This is a genomic window from Actinophytocola sp. KF-1 (genome assembly GCF_054661535.1).
On record NZ_BAAFVK010000011.1, the window covers coordinates 354293 to 372220 of the forward strand.

The 17928-nt window shown below is 72.1% G+C and carries 18 protein-coding genes; 10 read left to right on the forward strand and 8 right to left on the reverse strand.

The window, feature by feature from the left end:
• Positions 1-4: 4 nt before the first annotated feature.
• The 4 genes from ACYQ77_RS31640 to ACYQ77_RS31655 all read left to right on the forward strand — a co-directional run bounded on the left by ACYQ77_RS31640 (position 5) and on the right by ACYQ77_RS31655 (position 3629).
• The gene (locus ACYQ77_RS31640; protein WP_459717654.1) at positions 5-979 is read left to right on the forward strand and encodes a beta-ketoacyl-ACP synthase III; all 975 of its coding nucleotides are present in this window, start codon (positions 5-7) and stop codon (positions 977-979) included.
• 61 nt (positions 980-1040) lie between these two features.
• Positions 1041-1292, forward strand: a complete 252-nt coding sequence (locus ACYQ77_RS31645; RefSeq protein ID WP_459717657.1) for an acyl carrier protein — start codon at positions 1041-1043, stop codon at positions 1290-1292.
• 41 nt (positions 1293-1333) lie between these two features.
• Positions 1334-2581 (forward strand): beta-ketoacyl-[acyl-carrier-protein] synthase family protein, encoded by a 1248-nt coding sequence (locus ACYQ77_RS31650; RefSeq protein ID WP_459717658.1) that lies wholly within the window; start codon positions 1334-1336, stop codon positions 2579-2581.
• 121 nt (positions 2582-2702) lie between these two features.
• The gene (locus tag ACYQ77_RS31655) at positions 2703-3629 is read left to right on the forward strand and encodes a peptidoglycan-binding protein (RefSeq protein WP_459717660.1); all 927 of its coding nucleotides are present in this window, start codon (positions 2703-2705) and stop codon (positions 3627-3629) included.
• A gap of 185 nt (positions 3630-3814) precedes the next feature.
• On the opposite strand, the gene ACYQ77_RS31660 is transcribed toward ACYQ77_RS31655, so the two are convergent.
• Both ACYQ77_RS31660 and ACYQ77_RS31665 read right to left on the reverse strand, forming a co-directional pair.
• A complete protein-coding gene (locus ACYQ77_RS31660) occupies positions 3815-4402 on the reverse strand; it encodes a hypothetical protein (RefSeq protein ID WP_459717663.1) in 588 nt (195 codons plus the stop codon).
• Positions 4403-4421: 19 nt separating this feature from the next.
• Positions 4422-4913, reverse strand: coding sequence for a DUF3145 domain-containing protein (locus tag ACYQ77_RS31665; RefSeq protein WP_396106015.1), 492 nt, complete (start codon positions 4911-4913; stop codon positions 4422-4424).
• Between the two features lie 161 nt (positions 4914-5074).
• Between ACYQ77_RS31665 and ACYQ77_RS31670 the strand changes: the two genes are divergently transcribed.
• The gene (locus ACYQ77_RS31670; RefSeq protein ID WP_459717666.1) at positions 5075-6376 is read left to right on the forward strand and encodes a hypothetical protein; all 1302 of its coding nucleotides are present in this window, start codon (positions 5075-5077) and stop codon (positions 6374-6376) included.
• Here ACYQ77_RS31670 and ACYQ77_RS31675 read toward each other — a convergent pair.
• The gene (locus ACYQ77_RS31675; RefSeq protein WP_459717668.1) at positions 6366-7316 is read right to left on the reverse strand and encodes a D-cysteine desulfhydrase family protein; all 951 of its coding nucleotides are present in this window, start codon (positions 7314-7316) and stop codon (positions 6366-6368) included. The two genes, ACYQ77_RS31670 and ACYQ77_RS31675, sit on opposite strands and share 11 nt — an antisense overlap.
• A 92-nt stretch (positions 7317-7408) precedes the next feature.
• On the opposite strand from ACYQ77_RS31675, the gene ACYQ77_RS31680 reads away from it, so the two are divergent.
• Positions 7409-7750, forward strand: coding sequence for a histone-like nucleoid-structuring protein Lsr2 (locus ACYQ77_RS31680; RefSeq protein ID WP_459717671.1), 342 nt, complete (start codon positions 7409-7411; stop codon positions 7748-7750).
• On the opposite strand, the gene ACYQ77_RS31685 is transcribed toward ACYQ77_RS31680, so the two are convergent.
• A complete protein-coding gene (locus ACYQ77_RS31685) occupies positions 7747-8622 on the reverse strand; it encodes an oxygenase MpaB family protein (protein ID WP_459717674.1) in 876 nt (291 codons plus the stop codon). The two genes, ACYQ77_RS31680 and ACYQ77_RS31685, sit on opposite strands and share 4 nt — an antisense overlap.
• On the opposite strand from ACYQ77_RS31685, the gene ACYQ77_RS31690 reads away from it, so the two are divergent.
• Positions 8621-9145, forward strand: coding sequence for an isochorismatase family protein (locus tag ACYQ77_RS31690; protein ID WP_459717676.1), 525 nt, complete (start codon positions 8621-8623; stop codon positions 9143-9145). The two genes, ACYQ77_RS31685 and ACYQ77_RS31690, sit on opposite strands and share 2 nt — an antisense overlap.
• 290 nt (positions 9146-9435) lie before the next feature.
• Here ACYQ77_RS31690 and ACYQ77_RS31695 read toward each other — a convergent pair whose 3' ends face one another.
• From ACYQ77_RS31695 to ACYQ77_RS31705, 3 genes are read right to left on the reverse strand one after another with little or no spacing between them, the layout of a single operon-like run.
• Entirely contained in the window at positions 9436-10989 is a 1554-nt protein-coding gene (locus tag ACYQ77_RS31695) for an acetolactate synthase large subunit (protein WP_459717679.1), read from the reverse strand.
• A gap of 9 nt (positions 10990-10998) precedes the next feature.
• Positions 10999-12372, reverse strand: coding sequence for an FAD-binding oxidoreductase (locus ACYQ77_RS31700; RefSeq protein WP_459717681.1), 1374 nt, complete (start codon positions 12370-12372; stop codon positions 10999-11001).
• Between the two features lie 43 nt (positions 12373-12415).
• Entirely contained in the window at positions 12416-13435 is a 1020-nt protein-coding gene (locus tag ACYQ77_RS31705) for an NAD(P)/FAD-dependent oxidoreductase (protein ID WP_459717683.1), read from the reverse strand.
• A gap of 174 nt (positions 13436-13609) precedes the next feature.
• Between ACYQ77_RS31705 and ACYQ77_RS31710 the strand changes: the two genes are divergently transcribed.
• The gene (locus ACYQ77_RS31710; RefSeq protein WP_459717686.1) at positions 13610-14401 is read left to right on the forward strand and encodes an rRNA adenine N(6)-methyltransferase family protein; all 792 of its coding nucleotides are present in this window, start codon (positions 13610-13612) and stop codon (positions 14399-14401) included.
• Here the strand turns inward: ACYQ77_RS31710 and ACYQ77_RS31715 are convergent.
• Positions 14376-15269 (reverse strand): LysR family transcriptional regulator, encoded by an 894-nt coding sequence (locus ACYQ77_RS31715; protein WP_459717689.1) that lies wholly within the window; start codon positions 15267-15269, stop codon positions 14376-14378. The genes ACYQ77_RS31710 and ACYQ77_RS31715 overlap by 26 nt on opposite strands.
• Before the next feature lie 76 nt (positions 15270-15345).
• Between ACYQ77_RS31715 and ACYQ77_RS31720 the strand changes: the two genes are divergently transcribed.
• Together ACYQ77_RS31720 and ACYQ77_RS31725 are read left to right on the forward strand one after the other, a co-directional pair.
• Positions 15346-16101, forward strand: a complete 756-nt coding sequence (locus tag ACYQ77_RS31720) for an NAD(P)-dependent oxidoreductase (RefSeq protein ID WP_459717692.1) — start codon at positions 15346-15348, stop codon at positions 16099-16101.
• A complete protein-coding gene (locus ACYQ77_RS31725) occupies positions 16098-16505 on the forward strand; it encodes a RidA family protein (RefSeq protein WP_459717694.1) in 408 nt (135 codons plus the stop codon). The genes ACYQ77_RS31720 and ACYQ77_RS31725 overlap by 4 nt, the downstream gene beginning before the upstream one ends.
• Positions 16506-17928: the final 1423 nt, after the last annotated feature.

Here is a 17928-nt window from a genome sequence, read left to right on the forward strand (position 1 = left end):
CACCATGACCGCACTGCGGAGCGCGTCAGGCGTTCCCGCCACCCGCATCCTCGGCATCGGCAGCGCCCAGCCGGAGCGTGTCGTCACCAACGACGACCTGTCGAAGATCATGGACACCAGCGACGAGTGGATCCGCGAGCGCGTCGGCATCGCCGAGCGGCGCTTCGCCGGGGAGAAGGACACCGTCGTCAGCATGGCCGTCGAGGCCGGGTCCAAGGCGATCGCCGCGGCCGGGCTCTCGCCGTCCGACCTGGACACCGTGATCGTCGCGAACTGCACGTCCACCGCGCCGATCCCGAACGCCGCCGCGCAGGTCGCCGACCTGATCGGCATCAAGGCGGCGGGCGGGTTCGACCTGAACGCCGCGTGCGCCGGCTTCTGCTACGCCCTCGGGATCGCCTCCGACCTGGTCCGCGCCGGCTCGTCGCGGCGCGCGCTGGTGATCGGCTCGGAGAAGCTGACCGACGTGGTCGACCCGGTCGACCGGTCCACCGCGATCATCTTCGCCGACGCGGCGGGCGCCGCGGTCGTCGGTCCGTCCGACGAGCCGGGCATCGGGCCGGTCGCGTGGGGCACCGCGGGCGACCTGGTCGACATGATCGGCATGACCGAGCAGGCGAAGATCTTCCAGGAGGGCCAGTCGGTGTTCCGCTGGGCCACCACGAAGATCGCGCCGATCGCGATGCGGGCGCTGGAACTGGCCGGGGTGCAGCCGTCGGACATCGACGTGCTGATCCCGCACCAGGCCAACCTGCGGATCGTCGAGGCGATCGCGAAGAAGCTGCGGAAGGAGGGCGCGCGGGAGGACATGGTCGTCGCCGACGACATCGTGACCTCCGGCAACACCTCGTCCGCGTCCATCCCGATGGCCATGGACCACATGCGTGCCGCCGGCCGGATCCACTCCGGGGACACCGCCCTGCTCATCGGGTTCGGCGCGGGCCTGTCCTACGCCGGGCAGGTCGTGGTCTGCCCGTAATCTTCACCAGCACGAACACTTCCGGGCCGTCCGGTCCGGGCCAACAAAGGAGAGAAGAAGCATGGCAGAGAAGCCCACCGACGAGGAGATCCTGGCCGGCCTCGCCGAGATCGTCGAAGAGGTCGCCGGCGTGGAGGCCGACGAGGTCACCGCCGACAAGTCCTTCGTGGACGACCTGGACATCGACTCGCTGTCGATGGTGGAGATCGCCGTGCAGGCCGAGGACCGCTTCGAGGTCAAGATCCCCGACGCTGAGCTCGCCAACCTGAAGACCGTCGGCGACGCCGTGGCGTACGTCTCGAAGAACGCCTGACGGTTTCCCCGAACACCCTCAGTAAGGATCACGGAGACGCCATGAGCACGGTCGAAGTCGTCGTCACCGGTATCGGAGCGACCACTCCGCTCGGCGGTGACGTCACGTCCACATGGGACGGGCTGATCGCCGGCCGCAACGGAATCAAGACCAACGACACCGAGTGGGCGCAGAAGTACGACCTGCCGTCCCGGCTCATGGCCCCGCTGGCCGTGGAGCCTTCCGAGGTCCTGCCGAGGGTGCAACTGCGCAGGATGGACCGCTGCGAGCAGATCGCGGTGATCGCGGCACGGCAGGCCTGGGCGGACGCCGGGTACGACCTGCCGTCCGACGAGCACGAGCCGGTCGACCCCGACCGCCTCGGCGTCGCGATCGGCACCGGCATCGGCGGTCCGGTCACGCTGCTCGACCAGGACGACCTGCTCGAGCAGCACGGCCTGCGCAAGGTGTCACCGCTGACCGTGCCGATGCTCATGCCCAACGGGCCCGCGGCGCTGGTCAGCATCGAACTGCGGGCACGGGCCGGGGTGCACTCCCCGGCGTCGGCCTGCGCGTCCGGTGCGGAGGGCCTCGCCCAGGCGTACCAGATGATCCAGACCGGTCGCGCGGACGTGGTGGTCGCGGGCGGCGCGGAGGCGTGCATCCACCCGATCACGGTGGCCGGCTTCGCGCAGTCCCGCACCCTCTCGCTGCGCAACGACGAGCCGGAGCGGGCGTCGCGCCCGTTCGACATCGACCGCGACGGGTTCATCCTCGGTGAGGGCGCGGGCGTGCTGGTGCTGGAGTCGGCGGAGCACGCACGGGCCCGGGGTGCGCGGGTCTACGGCAAGCTCGCGGGCACCGGCATCACGTCCGACGCCTACCACATCACGGGCAACCACCCCGAGGGCATCGGCCAGATCAACGCGATGACGCAGGCGATCCGGCAGGCGGGTCTCACCCCCGCCGACATCGGCCACGTCAACGCCCACGCCACGTCGACGGTCGTCGGCGACATCGGCGAGGCGGTCGCGATCAAGAAGGCGGTCGGTGACCACGCGGTGCTGACCGCCCCGAAGAGCTCGATCGGGCACCTGGTCGGCGGCGCGGGCGCGGTCGAGAGCATCATCACGCTGCTGTCGATCTACCACGGCATCATCCCGGCCACCAGGAACCTGGAGAACCAGGACCCGAAGGTGGAGCTGGACGTCGTGGCCGGGGAGGCGCGCAAGCTCGACCTGACCGCCGCGATGAACGACTCGTTCGGGTTCGGCGGGCACAACGTGGCGCTGGTCTTCACCGCCGCCTGAGTTTTTCGAAGGGCACCTCCCGCCGCGGAGGTGCCCTTCGTGCATCTGGGCCTTTTGCCTGGAACGACCGGCTGGTTAGTGTTTTTCCGACCGTTCGTACCCTGCGCGAAAGGCCATGCACATGCGATTACCCCGACTCTTCCCGACCGTGGTGGCCGTCCTGGCCGCCATGTTCCTGTTCAGCGCGCCCGCGAACGCGCTCCCCGCCTGGCCGAACGTCGGCCAGGGCGCCACCGGCCCGAACGTGACCACGGTGCAGTACCTGCTGCGCCACCACGGCCACGACATCGCCGCTGACGGCGCCTTCGGCTCTGCCACCAGGTCGGCGGTCGTGGCGTTCCAGAGCGCCAACGGCCTCACCGCCGACGGGACCGTGGGCGCCCAGACGTGGCCCAAGCTGGTCGTCTCGGTCCGGCAAGGCAGCACCGGCGAGGCGGTGCGGGCCGCGCAGACCCAGCTCAACCGGTACGGCTCGGGACTCGCCGTGGACGGGCAGTTCGGCGCGGCCACCGACCGCGCCGTCCGCACCTTCCAGGGCGCGCACGGGCTGGCGGCCGACGGCGTGGTCGGCCCGCAGACCTGGCAGACGCTGGTCGGCGGTGGTGGTGGCGGCACCGGCGGGTGGGCGCTGCCGCTGGACCGCTCGGCGGCAGGCCGCTCCGACTACAACGTCGGGCACTGGGACGGCACGCCCGCGATCGACCTGATCGTGTCGTACGTACCCGCGTACGCGATGACGGCGTCGCGCGCCGAGCACTACTCGAGCACGACCTGCGGCACCGGCCTGCGACTGGTGCGGCCGGACGGCTCGCGGATGGTGTACTGCCACCTGTCCGCCCGGTCCGTGGCCGACGGCGCGTCGGTGAGCGCCGGGACGAGGGTCGGGACGACCGGCGACACCGGCAACTCCGGCGCCCCGCACCTGCACATCGAGATCCGCACCGCGGACGGCGTGAAGCGCTGCCCGCAGCCGCTGCTGCTGGCGATCTACGACGGCGTGACCCCGCCCAGCCTGTCGAGCCTGCCCACGTCGAACTGCGGCACATGACCGGCCGGCCTGCCCGTCGCCGCTGGTGGCGGGCAGGCCGCTCATGATCGACGGCGGCCGCCGGCCCCCCGGCATCCAGCGTAGCGGCGACCACCGACAGGAACGGGCGGCCGAGGCCGGGTTGTCCACAGGGCGATGTGCCGGGGCCGCGACGCGGCCAACCCCGGGGAGGCACCGCGAACGTGTCAGCCGCAGGGCTCGTGCTGCGGTGTCGCCGACGCCGGGCCCGCGGCCAGCTTCCAGTCGCCGTCCTCGGCCGAGAACGCCCACACCACGTTCCAGTGGATGCACGGCCGGGGCAGCTCCCGGGGCGCGTCCGCGACGTCCTGCGTGCTGGTGAACGTCAGCAGCACCCGCGCCGTCCCGTCCCCACGGGCCTCGATCCGGTGCATGACGATGTTGCCGTCCTTGGTGGTGCGGAACTCCTGCTGCCACTTCTGTTCGGGCTGGTTGGTCTGCCGCTCGTGGGTCACCACCGACGACCAGCGCTGGTAGTCCTTGTCGTTGATGGCCTCGAAGTACGTCTGGAGCAGCGGCTGGAGCCTCCCGTACAGCGGGTGGGCGACCGCGTCGGCGGTGCCCTGCACGGTCGCGGGCCCCGGCTGCTGCCCCGACGGCTTCGGTGACGGGGAGGTCGCCACCACGGTCGGCGGCGGGTCGGCGGGCTGCTCCGCGTAGAGGTCGCGCGCCAGCAGACCGCCGATGGCGGTCGCGCTCACCGTGATCAGCAGCACCGGCAGCAACCACAGCTGCCGAGGGGACCCCGTGGACACGTCGGCAAGACTGCCACGTTCACCCGACGCGGTGCAGCCAGGTCACCGGAGCCCCGTCACCCGCCCGCCGGAACGGCTCCAGCGCGGCGTCCCAGGAAGCACCCAGCAGCTCGTCGACCTTGTGGGCGAACGCCTCACCCGCGCGGGCGGTGACCGCGATGGCACGCAACTGGTCCTCGCCGACGACGATGTCGCCGTTCGCGCTCGTCCTGGCGCGCCACAGCCCGAGGGTGGGGGCGAAGCAGAACCGCTCACCGTCGACGCCGGGGCTCGGCTCCTCGGTGACCTCGAAGCGCAGCATGGGCCAGGCCTTGAGGGCGGCGACCAGTTTCGCGCCCGTGCCGGGATCGCCGGTCCACCCGCACTCTGCGCGGAGCTGACCGGCTGCTTCGGGCTGCGCGGTCCACTGGAGGTTCGCGCGCACCCCGAGGGTGCCCGAAATAGCCCACTCGACGTGCGGACATACCGCAGACGGCGACGAGTGGACGTACACAACGCCACGAGTGCTCACTGCTGACCTCCGCTGCTCGACGAGGATTCGTCTTCCCCTACGTCCTCGTGACAGCCGGTGCCTCAGTGACACACGCGCGTCCATTGTGCCCTGACCACGGGCAGTTACGCCACACTATCGGCCCTTGGCTACCGTTGTGCCGTCGGGCCTGTCGGTCCGCAATGCGTTCTGTCAGGGGGTACGCGGTGCGGGTGGTGCGGATCGGTGACGAGGTGTCGACCGTCGGCGCCGACGTGCGCGCGGCGTTGACGTCGTGGGGTCGCGGCGACTCGATCGTGGGTGGCGTCGCCCTGGTCGGGTTACACCCGAAAGGGGCCGACCGCGCGGTCGACGCGGTGGTCGTGCTGCCGAGGGGCGTGCTGGTCGTCGTGGGTGTCGACCTGCCGGACCCGGCGGTGCGGCTCGACGCGCCGATGTCGGGGCAGTGGAAGACCGACGGCTGGCCGCTCGTGCGCCCGGACGGCGCGGTGAACCCGGCGGTGGACGCGCTGAAGGTCGTCGGCGTGATCAGCCGCACCCTGGAGGACGCGAAGGTCGAGCCGCTGCCGGTGGGCACGGTCGTGGCGGTCGGGCCGTACGTGTCGCAGGTCCACCAGCCGACCTCGGACCTGCTGCGCGGGGTGCGGATCCTGCACCCGGAACCCAAGACGCTGCTGAACGCGTCCCGTGAGCTCGCGGTCCACCAGCGGCCGTGCACGATCGCGCAGGCCCAGGCGATCATCGCCGCCCTCGCGCCCGACGCAGGCAACGTCGACCTGTCCGGCGAGGGCTTCGCGACCGCCGCCGTCCCCGAGCTGGCGGCCGCCAGCACCACGTTCATCCCCCGCGTCGACGCGCCCCGGCAGCGGCCCGCCACGCAGAAGCCGAAGGGCGCCCCGCTCCGGTGGCTGCCCGCGAGCGCGGCGGTGCTGGTGGCGTTGCTGCTGCTCACCGGCATCGTGTACGCGGTCGCGTCCGCCGGTTCGCCGGACGAGGAGGCACGGCAGCCTGCCACGACCCGCACCGAGACCAGCGGTGTGACCGTCAACGGCATGGTGTTCGAGCCGAAGGGCACGATCACCGACACCGACTGCGCGGCGCACGCGTACGGCGACGTGCAGGTGTGGCTGGAACGCAACCGCTGCTCGGAGCTGGTGCGCGCCCGTTACGAGTCCACATCGGACGGCAAGCGGGCCGCGGTGCTGGTCGCCGTGCTGCGGTTCCCGGAGACCGTGCTGGCCGGGGAGCTGAACGAGGTCGCGGACCGGCCCGGCAGCGGCGCGATCGCCGACGCGTCGACCGAAGGCGAGCCGTGGCCGGGCAAGTCGAAGCCGTTCTTCGAGTCGGCCGCGTTCGCGAGCGGCCGGGAGGGCAACAGCCTCAAGCTCGTGCAGGTCGTGTGGATCGGCGCACCGTCCACTCCGGACGACGAGACCCTGGCGGAGATCGCGGGCAACGCGCTGCAGATCCAGGTCAGCGCCTAGCCTCGGCGGCCAGGTCGGGGGCGTACCCGTACAGGCCGGGCGCGCCGCCGGTGTGCCAGAACACGACCGTCTCCCCCGGGCGCACCCCGGCGATCAGGCCCGCCGCCGCCTTCCCGGTGTACACGGGGTCGAGCACGATGCCCTCGGTGCGCGCGAACAGCCGCAGCGCCGCCCACACCTCGTCGGTCGGCACGCCGTAGCCCTCGCCGAGCGCGCTGTCGTCGGGCGTGACGTGGTCGAGCTTCGGTTTCCCGGACTTCAGCACCTCGGCGGCGAGGCCCGCGACCTGCTCGACCACCGCCATCGCCGCGTCCGCCTTCCGCGACACGGTGACGGCGGTGATCGGCGTGCCGGTGCCGAGCGCGAGGCCCGCCACGGTGCCCCCGCTGCCCAGCGCGCAGACGATCCGGTCGACCTCCCGGTCCCCCAGCTGCTCCCGCAGCTCGGCCGCGGCGGCGACGTAGCCGAGCACGCCGAGGCCGCTCGACCCGCCGACCGGCAGCGTGACCGTCCGGTCGTCGGACAGCTCGGCCGCGAGCGCGGCGGCCTCGTCGTCGGTGTCGACGACGTGCACCCGCGCCCCGAACAGCTCGTCGAGCGCGACGTTGCCGGACCGGTCGTAGGCGAAGCCGGACCTCGGCACCGACCGGGTGAGCACCAGCTCGCACCGCAACCCGAGCCGTGCGCACGAGGCGGCGGTGAGCCTGCCGTGGTTGGTCTGCACCCCGCCGAACGTGACGATCTTCTCGGCGCCGTCGGCGAGCGCGGCGGCGAGCGTGAACTCGAGCTTGCGCAGTTTGTTGCCGCCGAGCCCGATGCCGCCGACGTCGTCCCGTTTCACGAGCACGGTCGCGCCGAGCTCCGCGCTGAGGCGGGGACACGGGTCGAGCGGCGACGGCCAGGAACCGAGGGGGACACGGGGAAACGTCGAGAGATCCACGCGACGAGTCTGCCGCCGCGCGGGTCGCGCCGCCACATCGTCGCACCGCGCTAAGCTCTTGGCGTTGTTTCGGATCCGACTCGGAGGACCTTGTGGCGCAGCGAACGATTCTCGAACTGGTCGACGACCTTGACGGTGGGAAGGCCGACGAGACCGTGACCTTCGCCCTCGACGGGGTCGAGTTCGAGATCGACCTGTCCGCAGGCAACGCCGCCCGCCTGCGGGACACGCTGGCCGAGTTCGTCGGCCACGCCCGCCGCGTCGGCGGCCGCAAGCAGCGCGGCGCCAGCGCCCCCAGGGTGGCGACGACCAACGGCAAGCCGGACACGCAGGCCGTGCGCGAGTGGGCCCGCAGCCAGGGCGAGACGGTCGCCGAGCGCGGCCGCGTGCCGCAGGCGCTGGTCATCCGCTTCCAGGAAGCGCACGCCAACTAGGCAGCGGCGGGCAGCTTCCGCGCCGACGGGAACGCCCACGTGCCCAGGCGCCGTGCCGCGAGCACGGGGTGTGGCACCAGCGGTCCGAGCCGCGGCTCGCGGACCACGGTGCGCACGGTCTTCTGCAGCGCGCGCAACGTCTCCGACAGCGTCTTCATCATCGCCGTGCTGACGGCGTGCGGGTAGGCGCGCCGCCCGTACAGCGACACCGCCCACCGGGGCAGCAGCGAGTACGCGAGGTGCCCGACCAGCGGCTCGTACACCGACAGCCCGAGCGCGAGCCTGCCGCCGACCGGCGGGCGGTGCAGGAAGTCGTAGATGGCGTCGGTGTCCTCGGTGCGCCGCAGCACCGGCCGCATGTCCCGGAGGTAGGCGCGCATCGCGACGACGGACCCCGGCACCTCGTCGGGGTCCAGGCCCACGAGGGCCGCCGACCGGCGCTGCTCGTCGAGGTAGCGGTCGGCGTGCGCGGCGGTGAGCGGGAAACCCGCGCGCCGCACGACCGTCAGGAACGACGACACCTCCGCGCAGTGCACCCAGAGCAACAGCTCCGGCTCGTCGACGCGGAACGTGCGCCCCTCGTACACGCCGCGCAACGACCGGTGCACGGCACGCACCTTCGCCGCCTGCCGTTCCACCTCGTCACGCGGGCAGTACGTGACCGCGCCCACGAAGTTGGCGGTGCGCACGAGCCGTCCGAGCGGGTCGCCCCGGAAGTCGGAGTTCTGCACGATGCCCGCGACCGCGCGGGGGTGCAGTGCCTGCAGGTAGAGGCTGCGGATGCCGGCGAGCCACATGGCGGGTTCCGCGTGCAGTTGCCAGCTGACCGAGTCCGGGCCGAACAAGCCGGCGTCGTTAGGCTTCGCGGACATGAGCCCATTGAACCTCGATCCGCGGCGCACGGCGATGGTCCTGGTCGATCTGATGCCGAGGATCATCGCGATGCCGACCGCGCCGCACTCCGGGGAGCAGGTCTTCGAGCGGTGCGTGCGGCTGGCGGACGCGTTCCGCCGGCTCGGCGGGCTCGTGGTGTGGGTCCGGGTCGAGCGGCCCGGTGGTGTGCAGCCGGAGGGCAGCGAGCTGGCCGTCGCGCCCGCCGAGGGCGACGTGGTGGTGGTGAAGCACAGCTGGGGCGCGTTCGGCAACAGCGACATCGACGACCACCTGCGCGAACGCGGCGTGGAGGCGGTCGTGTTCGGCGGCATCGCGACGAACTTCGGCGTCGAGTCCACCGCCCGCGCGGCCGACGACCACGGCTACTCGGTCGTCCTGGTCTCGGACGCGATGGCGGGCCTCGACCAGCGCGCACACGACTTCGCGGTGGAGTACGTCTTCCCGAAGCTAGGCGTGGTCGCCACCACCGACGAACTCCTAGCACAGCTACCGACCCGATAGCAGCCAGCACCCCTGCCCCACCCACCCAAACCCCGCGAGTCCCCCGTTCAGGACGCGCGAGTCTCCCGTTCCAGACCCGCGAGTCCCCCGTTCAGGACGCGCGAGTCTCCCGTTCAGGACCATCGAACCGGCGGTTCGGCTCTGACGGTGTTGGAGCTGAACCGCCAACTCGGCGGTCCGGAACGGGAGACTCGCGGGTTCCCAACGGGGGACTCGCGAGGCCCGAACGGGAGACTCGCGGGTTCCCAGCGGGGGACTCGCGAGGCCCGAACGGGGGACTCGCGGGGTTGTCAGAGGAGGGGTGGGACCATGGCTTCGATCAGGTGGGGGCCTGGTTCTGCCAGTGCTTTCGCGAACTGGTCTGCCAGTTCCTCCGCGGTGGTCGCGCGGGTCGCCGGGACACCCATGCCGTTCGACATCGACACGAAGTCCAGGTCGGGGCCGGACAGGTCGAGCAGCTGACGTGCCTTCGGGCCCGCCTCCGCGGCGCCCACCCGTGACAGCTCCATCCGCAGGATCGCGTACGCCCGGTTGTTGAGCACGACGGTCGTCACGTCCAGGCCCTCGCGGGCCATCGTCCACAGCGACGACACCGTGTACATGGCGCTGCCGTCCGCCTGCAGGCACACCACCGGCCGGTCCGGGCACGCGACCGCCGCGCCCACGGCCACCGGCAGGCCCTGCCCGATGGCGCCGCCGGTCAACGTCAGCACGTCGTGGCGCGGTGCCCCCGCCGTCGTCATGGGGATCATCAGGCCCGACGTGTTGGCCTCGTCGGACACGATCGCGCCCTCGGGCAGCAGCGCGCCGATCACCTCGGTCCAGTTCTGCGGGGTCAGCGCGCCGGACGGCACGGCGGGCCGCGACGCCTCCTGCAGCACCGGCCGCGCGTCGGCCGCGACGAGGTCCGCCAGGTTCTCCAGCGCACCCGTGCCGTCCTCCCCCAGCACCGACAGCACATGCACCTGGCACCCGTCCGGCACCAGCTCCGACGCCTTGCCCGGGTACGCGAAGAACGACACCGGCGACTTCGCCCCGACCAGCACCAGGTGCTTCGCCTCCGACAGCTGCCACTGCACCTGCTCGGCCAGGTACCCCAGCCGCTCGACCGCGGGCAGCCCCGCCCCGCGCTCGATGCGCGCCGGGAACGTCTCCGCGAACAGCTTCACCCCGGTCGCCGCGGCGATCCGGCTGGCGGCCAGCAACCCGCGCTCACGGGTGGTGCCGTGCCCGAGCAGCAGCACGACCGGCTCCCCGGACCGCAGGACCTTCGCGATCTCCGCGACCCGGTCGTCCTCGACGGGCTGCGCGGCGACCGGCTCGACCTGCTCGCCGACGACGCCGCCCTCGGACCACGACACGTCCGCGGGCAGCACCAGGTTCGCCAGCTGGCCGGGCGGCTGCATGGCGGCGGCGATCGCGGCGGCCGCGTCGGCGCCGATCTCCTCCGGCGCCTTCGACGTGCGCGACCAGCCGTGCAGCCAGCCGGTCAGCGCGTCGATGTCCGACTCCAGCGGCGCGTCGAACCCCTTGTGGTAGCGGGCGTGGTCGCCGATGACGTTGATCAGCGGCGTGTGCGCGCGGCGCGCGTTGTGCAGGTTCGCGAGGCCGTTCGCCATGCCGGGCCCCAGGTGCAGCAGCGTCGCGGCCGGGCGGTCGGCCATGCGGCCGTACCCGTCGGCGGCGCCGGTCACCGTGCCCTCGAACAGCGACAGCACCGCACGCATCTCCGGCACGTCGTCGAGCGCGGCGACGAAGTGCATCTCGGAGGTGCCGGGGTTCGCGAAGCAGGTGTCGACGCCGCCGTCGACGAGGGTCCGCAGGAGCGCCTGGGCGCCGTTCATCGTGATCTCCTAGTCGAAGAGGACGCCGGGGTTGAGGATCCCCCGCGGGTCGAAGGCCTGCTTGATCCGCTTCATCAGCTCGATCTTGGCGGGGTCCTCGAGTTCGAGGAAGTGGTGCTTCTTCTCCCGCCCGATGCCGTGCTCGCCGGAGATCGCGCCGCCCAGCGCCATGCCGGCCGCGAACAGCTCGTGCAGCACCCGGTGCCGCACCTCGGTGTCCTTCTGGAACACGGCCAGGTGCACGTTGCCGTCCCCGGCGTGGCCGCAGCCGACCACCAGCGTCTGGTTGCCCTGCGCGATCTCGAGCACCTTTGCGAAGAACTCGGGCAGCGCGGCCCTCGGCAGCACGGTGTCGATGATGTCGTCGGCGCCGGCGCCCTTCGCGGTGAAGAACGCCTTCTCGCGGGCCTCGATGAGCTTGCGGGCCGCGCCGCCGGGCAGCGAGTACACGTCCAGCGCGCCCAGCTCGGACAGCAGCGTGCCGACCGCCTCGACGTCCTCCTCCAGGCGCTGCGCGGAGTTGTTCTCCAGCATCACCACCAGGTAGGCCTGCGACTTCTCCTTGACCTCGTCGGGGATCCCGAGCTGCAGGTCGGCGGTGTAGGTGATCGCGCCCATGGTGAGCGCGTCGATGTACTCGAGGATCAGCGGCCCGAGCCCGGAGCCGACGACGTTGGGCACCGCGGTCGCGACCGACGCCAGGTCGGGGAACGGCGCGAGAACGGTCGCCTGCTCCTTCATGCGGGGCTGCAGCTTCAGGGTGGCCTCGGTGACCAGCGCGAGCGTGCCCTCGGATCCGACGATCAGCTGGGTGAGGTCGTAGCCGGTGGACGCCTTCACGAACTTGCCGCCGGTGCGGATGGTCTCGCCGGTCGGCAGCACCGCCTGCAGGCCGAGCACGTGGTGGCGGGTGACGCCGTACTTGACCGCGCGCATGCCGCCCGCGTTGGTGTTCACGTTGCCGCCGAGGCTCGCGGACAGCTCGCCCGGGTACACCGGGTACACCATGCCGACCTCGGCGGTCGCCGCCTCCAGCTCGTGCAGCGTCACGCCCGGCTGCACGACGGCGACGTGGTTGACCGTGTCGATCTCGAGGATCTTGTTCATCCGCTCGAACGACACGAGGATGCCGTCCTCGCGCGGGACGGCGCTGCCGGACAGGCCGCTGCCGCTGCCGCGCGCGGTGACCGGCGTGCCGGTCTCGGCGGCGAGCGTCAGCACCGCCGCCACCTCGTCGGCGCTCGCGGGCCGCACGACGTGCGCCGGCTTGGTCGCCGTCGCGGTCAGCGTCTCGTCGTGCGCGTAGTCGTCGCCGATCGCGTCGCCGGTGAGCACGTTGCCCGCGCCGACGATCTCCTCGAGCCGTGCCGCAAGGTCCGCCATTGGACTCCTCCCGCCTTGTCTGGGGGTCACCCTAGTTGTCCGGTCAGCGCGGCGACATGATCGCGGACGCCGGGACCCGGCCGAGGACGACGTCGGCACCCGTACGGGCGAGCGCGGGCGCCATCTGGATGCCGTAGCCGCCCTGACCGGCGAAGAACACGAACCCCGGGTGGTCCGGCCACGCGCCGACGACCGGTTCGCGGTCGGCCACGAACGACCGCAGCCCCGCCCACGCCGTGCGCACCGACCGCAGCCGGAGCGTGGTGGCGGCGTTGACCCGCTCGAGTGCCGTCGCGACGTCGACGTCCTCGGGCTTGGCGTCGCAGGGGTCGCTCGGCGTCTCGTCGGCCGGGGAGACCAGGAGGCCGCCGCTGTCGGGGCGGAAGTAGAAGCGGTCGGCGGCGTCGGCGACCATCGGCCAGGCGGGGTCGGCCTCGGCGGGCACGATCGCGAGCGTGCGGCGCAGCGGCCGCAGCCCGATCGGCGGCACCCCGGCCAGCTCGGCGACGCGGTCGGCCCACGCACCGGCCGCGTTGACCACGACGTCGGCCCTGATGTCGCCCGCGACCCAGCCCGTGCCGTCGCGGCGCAGCTCGGTGACGGGCGTGCCGGTGCGGATCTCGCCGCCGCGTTCCCGCAGCCCGCGGCGGTAGCGGCTGTGCAGTGCCATCACGTCGATGTCCTGCGCGGTGCGGTCGACGGCCGCGGCGAGCGGCGGCCGCAGGACGCGGCACATCTCGACGGCCTGCTGCGCGGTGACAGGCTCGGCTCCCCCGTCGTCGGTGAGCTTCTCGATGTGCTCGACGCCCTCGTCGTCGACGGCGATCCACAGTGCCGGGTGCGGGGTGAGGACGCCGTCGCCGAAGAGGTCCTCGCTGGCCCTGGTGAACTCGCGGACGACGGGGCCGCCGTAGCTGGGCGCGTAGATCGCGGCGGAGCGGCCCGTGGTGTGCCGGGCCAGCTCGGGTTCGGCCTCCACGAGGAGCACGCGCGCGTCGGCGGCCAGCTCGTAGGCGATCGAGATGCCCGCGATGCCACCACCGATGACCAGTACGTCGACCATGGCGACGAGCTTAATTCGGTTGCCGTGCGCCCTATCGTGGGCGGTATGAGTGCGTTCTTGAGGCTGCGCCGGCGCTGACAGCGGCGGTTCCCTCGTTCTCTTCCTGACGGCGTTCACCCGCCGCTGTCTCCAAGCACCCCTCGTTGGCTTTCTCCGGCTTGGAGCCAGGCACTCATGTCTTCCCGATCGCGGCGTCCCGCCGCGTCCTCTTCCGGTGTGCACCTGCTGTCCAGCACGCGGGTGATCACCGCCCTCGTCTCCGCCGCCCGGCTGGGCGAGGACGACCTCGTCATCGACTTCGGCGCGGGCCCCGGCACCATCACCGCACCACTGGCCCGCACGGGCTCGCGGGTACTGGCCGTCGAACGCGACGCCCGGTTCGCCGCGGAGCTGCGGCGCCGCTTCGGTGACCGCCCTCGGGTGCGCGTGGTCCACGAGGACCTGCGCACGGTCCGCCTGCCGCGGCGCGGGTTCGCGGTGGTGGCGAGCATCCCGTTCGGGGTGTCGACGCCGTTGCTGCGCCGCCTGCTGACGCCCACTTCGAGTGGCTTCGCGCGTGCGGAGCTGGTGGTGGAGTGGGGCCTCGCGAAACGCCTGACGGCCGCGCGCCCCCGTGACCTGGAGGCGGCGTGGTGGTCGTGCCGGTTCGCGCTCACCGTGCGGCGGCGCGTGCCGGCGGGGTGTTTCACGCCCGCGCCGTCCGTGGACGCCGCGCACCTCGGCGTCCGCCGCCGGTCCGAAGTGGACCGCCGGACGGCGGCCGTGCTGTGGGCGCTGCTGTCGGCGGCCTACGCGCGGCCGAGCGCGCCCGCGCGGGTGGCGTTGCAGGGCGTGGCGCCGCGGCGGATCACGCACCGCCTGCTCGGCGACCGCCCGGCGCCGGACGTCGCGGCGGCCACGTGGCTGACCATGGCGACAACGCTTGCGGCGGACCGCAACGTCATCCCGCCGCGCGGCATGCCGTGAGCAGGGCGCGGGCGCTGTCCGCCAGGTACGGCAGAAATCGGTGCACGACCGCTCTGTCGGCGACGGCGGCGACGACCTTGCGCGGTGTCATGTCGGGGCTGCGCAAACGTTTGAGGACGATGTCCGGGCGTACCGCGCCCACGAGCAGGCCCGGCACCAGCGTGATGCCGAGGCCCGCCGCCACGAGACCCTGCTTCGCCGTCCATTCCTGCACGACGTACCGCACCGCGGGGCGGAAGCCGGACCGCAGGCACGCGCCGATGAGCGTGTCCTCGACCGTGGTGGAGCCGGCGATCCAGTTCTCCTCCGCCAGTTCCGTGAGCCGGACCGACGCGCGGCGCGCGAGGCGGTGGTCCGGCGGCAGGGCGACGAACTGCGGGTCGTCCAGCACGTGGTGGGTGGTGAGGCCGTCGAGGGCGGGGCCGTGGTTCACCACCGCCACGTCCAGTTCCCCGGCCCGCAGCCGGGTCACCAGTGTCGCGGTGAGACCGTCCGAAAGGGACAGTTCGACGTTCGGGAAGTCCCGGCGGAACGCCACCATCGCCCTCGGCACCAGCGCGGCCTCGGCGGTCGCGAACGCGCCGATGCGCAGCCGTCCGCCGTCGACGGCACGCAGGGCGGCCAGCTCCCTGCGGGCCACGTCGAGGCGGTCGAGCACCGCCTCGGCGTGCGCGAGCAGCACCCGGCCCTCCTCGGTGAGCCGCACGCCGCGGGCCTCCCGGTCGAACAACGCGACGGCGAGGTCGTCCTCGAGCGTGGCGATCTGGCGGGAGACCGCGGACTGCGTGTACCGCAGGGATTTCGCGGCCGACGTGAACGAGCCGAGCGTCGCGACGGCACGGAAGACGGTGAGCCGGACGGTGTCCATACCCATGAGCGTAGGTCATCGCTGACATGCGAATCATTCGCTTGTCGCATGTGCGGCGCGGACCTAGGTTCGTGTCGTGAAGATCGCGTTCCTCGGCCTCGGCACGATGGGCCTGCCCATGGCGGGCAGGCTCGTGGCCGCGGGCCACGACGTCACCACGTGGAACCGCGGCCCCGGCCGGTCGGTGCCGGGCGCGACGAGCGCGGACAGCCCCGGGGCGGCGGCCGCGGGCGCGGAGGTCGTCGTCACGATGCTCTCCGGGCCCGCGGCGGTCGAGGAGGTCGTGCGTGCCGCCTGCCTCGGGCCGCGGACCGTGCTCGTCGAGATGTCGACCATCGGCCCGGAGGCCGTCACCGCGCTCGCCGGCCTGGTGCCCGGACGGCTGGTCGCCGCGCCGGTCGGCGGCAGCGTCGGCAAGGCGCGGGCCGGTGAGCTGACCGTGTTCGCGGGCGGCGACCTCGCGGGTGTCCGCGAGGTGCTCGAGGTGTTCGGCACGGTGGTGCCGTTCCCCGACCCAAGATCCGCGGCGGCCGCGAAGCTGGTGGTCAACACCGCGCTCGTCGGCGGCCTGGCCCTCCTGGGCGAACTCCGCGAACTGGCGGACCGCCTGAACGTGAGCGCGGAGGCGCTGCTCGCGGCGGGCCCGATGGCCCAGTTCGTCACCCGCGCACGGGGCGATGGCGCGCACTTCACGACGTCGCTCGCCGCGAAGGACCTGACCCTTCTCGGCCCCCGGGCGGGCCCGCTCGCGACAGCGGCGCTGGCCCGCCTGAACACCACCCCGCCGGACGCCGAACTGGGCGTACTGGCCGACCCACGAGGCACACCATGACCGTCACGTTCCACAACCCGCCGACCGCACCCCCACCCGCCGCGGCGTACTCCAACATCGCCGAGATCGACCTCGGCGGCGCACGACTGCTGGTCCTGGCAGGCCAGGTCGCACTGGACCACAAGGGCAACCTCGTGGGCGGCGACGACATGCGGGCCCAGACCCAGCAGGTCTTCGAGGCGATCGCCGCACTGCTCGCCGACCGCGGCGCCACCTTCGCCGACGTGGTGAACATCCGCACGTACCTCGCGGACATGTCACGCCTACGCGAGTACGGCGAGGTCCGCGCCAAGTACCTCGATGGCGCACTGCCGACCAGCACCACTGTCGAGGTGTCACGGCTCTTCCGCCCGGGCGCGCTGCTGGAGGTCGACATCACGGCCGTGGTCCCGGTGACGAAGTGACCACGCCGCCGCACGAGGTAGTTGGAGGCAGGAGCCCGGTCAAGGTCCCGGCGACTGTTCTGGTCCGGTGGGCCGGTTGGTCACACGCCGCAGTCGAGCGACGCTACTCGCCGACCAGAGCACCGCCGGCACCTCTCAGGGGCACTCCCCCTCGGTTGTACTCCTGCAACTGTTCCGACAGGTGCGCCCTGGTGGTTCTCCCGCGAATCGAGGGCTGTCAGGCTGCTCGCGGGCCGAGGTCGCGCGGCTGCTCCGACCCGTGCGCGCCGCAAGGCCCCCGCAACATCGAAACTCTTCGCCGCCGCCCGAAGCCGTCTTCACCTCGAGCGGGCACCCCTATCGCAACAGATCCGGGACCGGCACTCCCCCTCGAAGTCACCGCAACCACAGACCATCGAGACCTATCGCCGACCAGGACCCACCTTCACCCCGATCGACACTCCCCGAAGGTCCCACGAACCGCAGGGGGCCCCCGGCACCGCGCGCTGACCGAAGTTCTCGCAGCTGTTCCGACAGTGCGCGCCTCGAAGCCACCGGAACGGCGAACCCATCGGGACTCTTCGCCGACAGAGCTGCCGTCACGTCGACCAGGCACTCGCATCGTTGAACTCGCGACTGATCCGGACCGGCACCTCTCGAGGTCATCCACGACCGCAGGCCACCAGCGCCGCACGCCGACCGAAGTTCTCGCGGCTGTTCCAACAGTGCCCGCCTCGAAGCCACCGCAACCACAGACCCACCCAGACTCATCGCCGACCTCGCCCCGATCGGCATTCCCCGAAGTCACCCACCAACCGCAGCCACCAGCGCCACTCGCCAAGCGAAGCTCTCGGCGGCTGTTCAACCAATGCGCCCTCGAAGGCACCGCAACCACGGGCCATCGAGACCCATCGCCGACCAGGACCGCCTTACCCGACCGCCACACTGACCCAAATGATCCGGACCGGCGCGACCCTCGAAGGGCACGAACCGCCGACAGTCGAGGCTCTTTGCCGACCAGGGACCACACGTCAACTCGCGGCCGGGGATTCCCGATCGTCGTGTTTCGTAGCTATTCCAGATCGGCGCATCCCTTGACGTCGTCCATGGATCGCAGGCGGTCGCGGTTGCTCGCCGTTCCGGAGGCGGCGCTTTGTCTCGGGCTGGGCGCTCCCGATCGGGGGTCGGTGGGCTTCTCGAAGTCCCCCATGAATCGCGGGCCATTTGCGCCCGCTGAGCAGGGACCGCCTTCACCCCTGCCGGGTACTCCCGATCCTCGAACTCCGCACGGAGTGGCTCTTCCCGTCGCCGCCAGCGGGCCCCTAGACGAGTAATGCGTAAGTCGGGGCGGTGGCTGGAGACGGACGAAGGGTGTTCAAGATCCGTTTGTGACGACAGACCTGAACACCCTTCTGACCGCACTCTACGTCAAGATCGATGACTA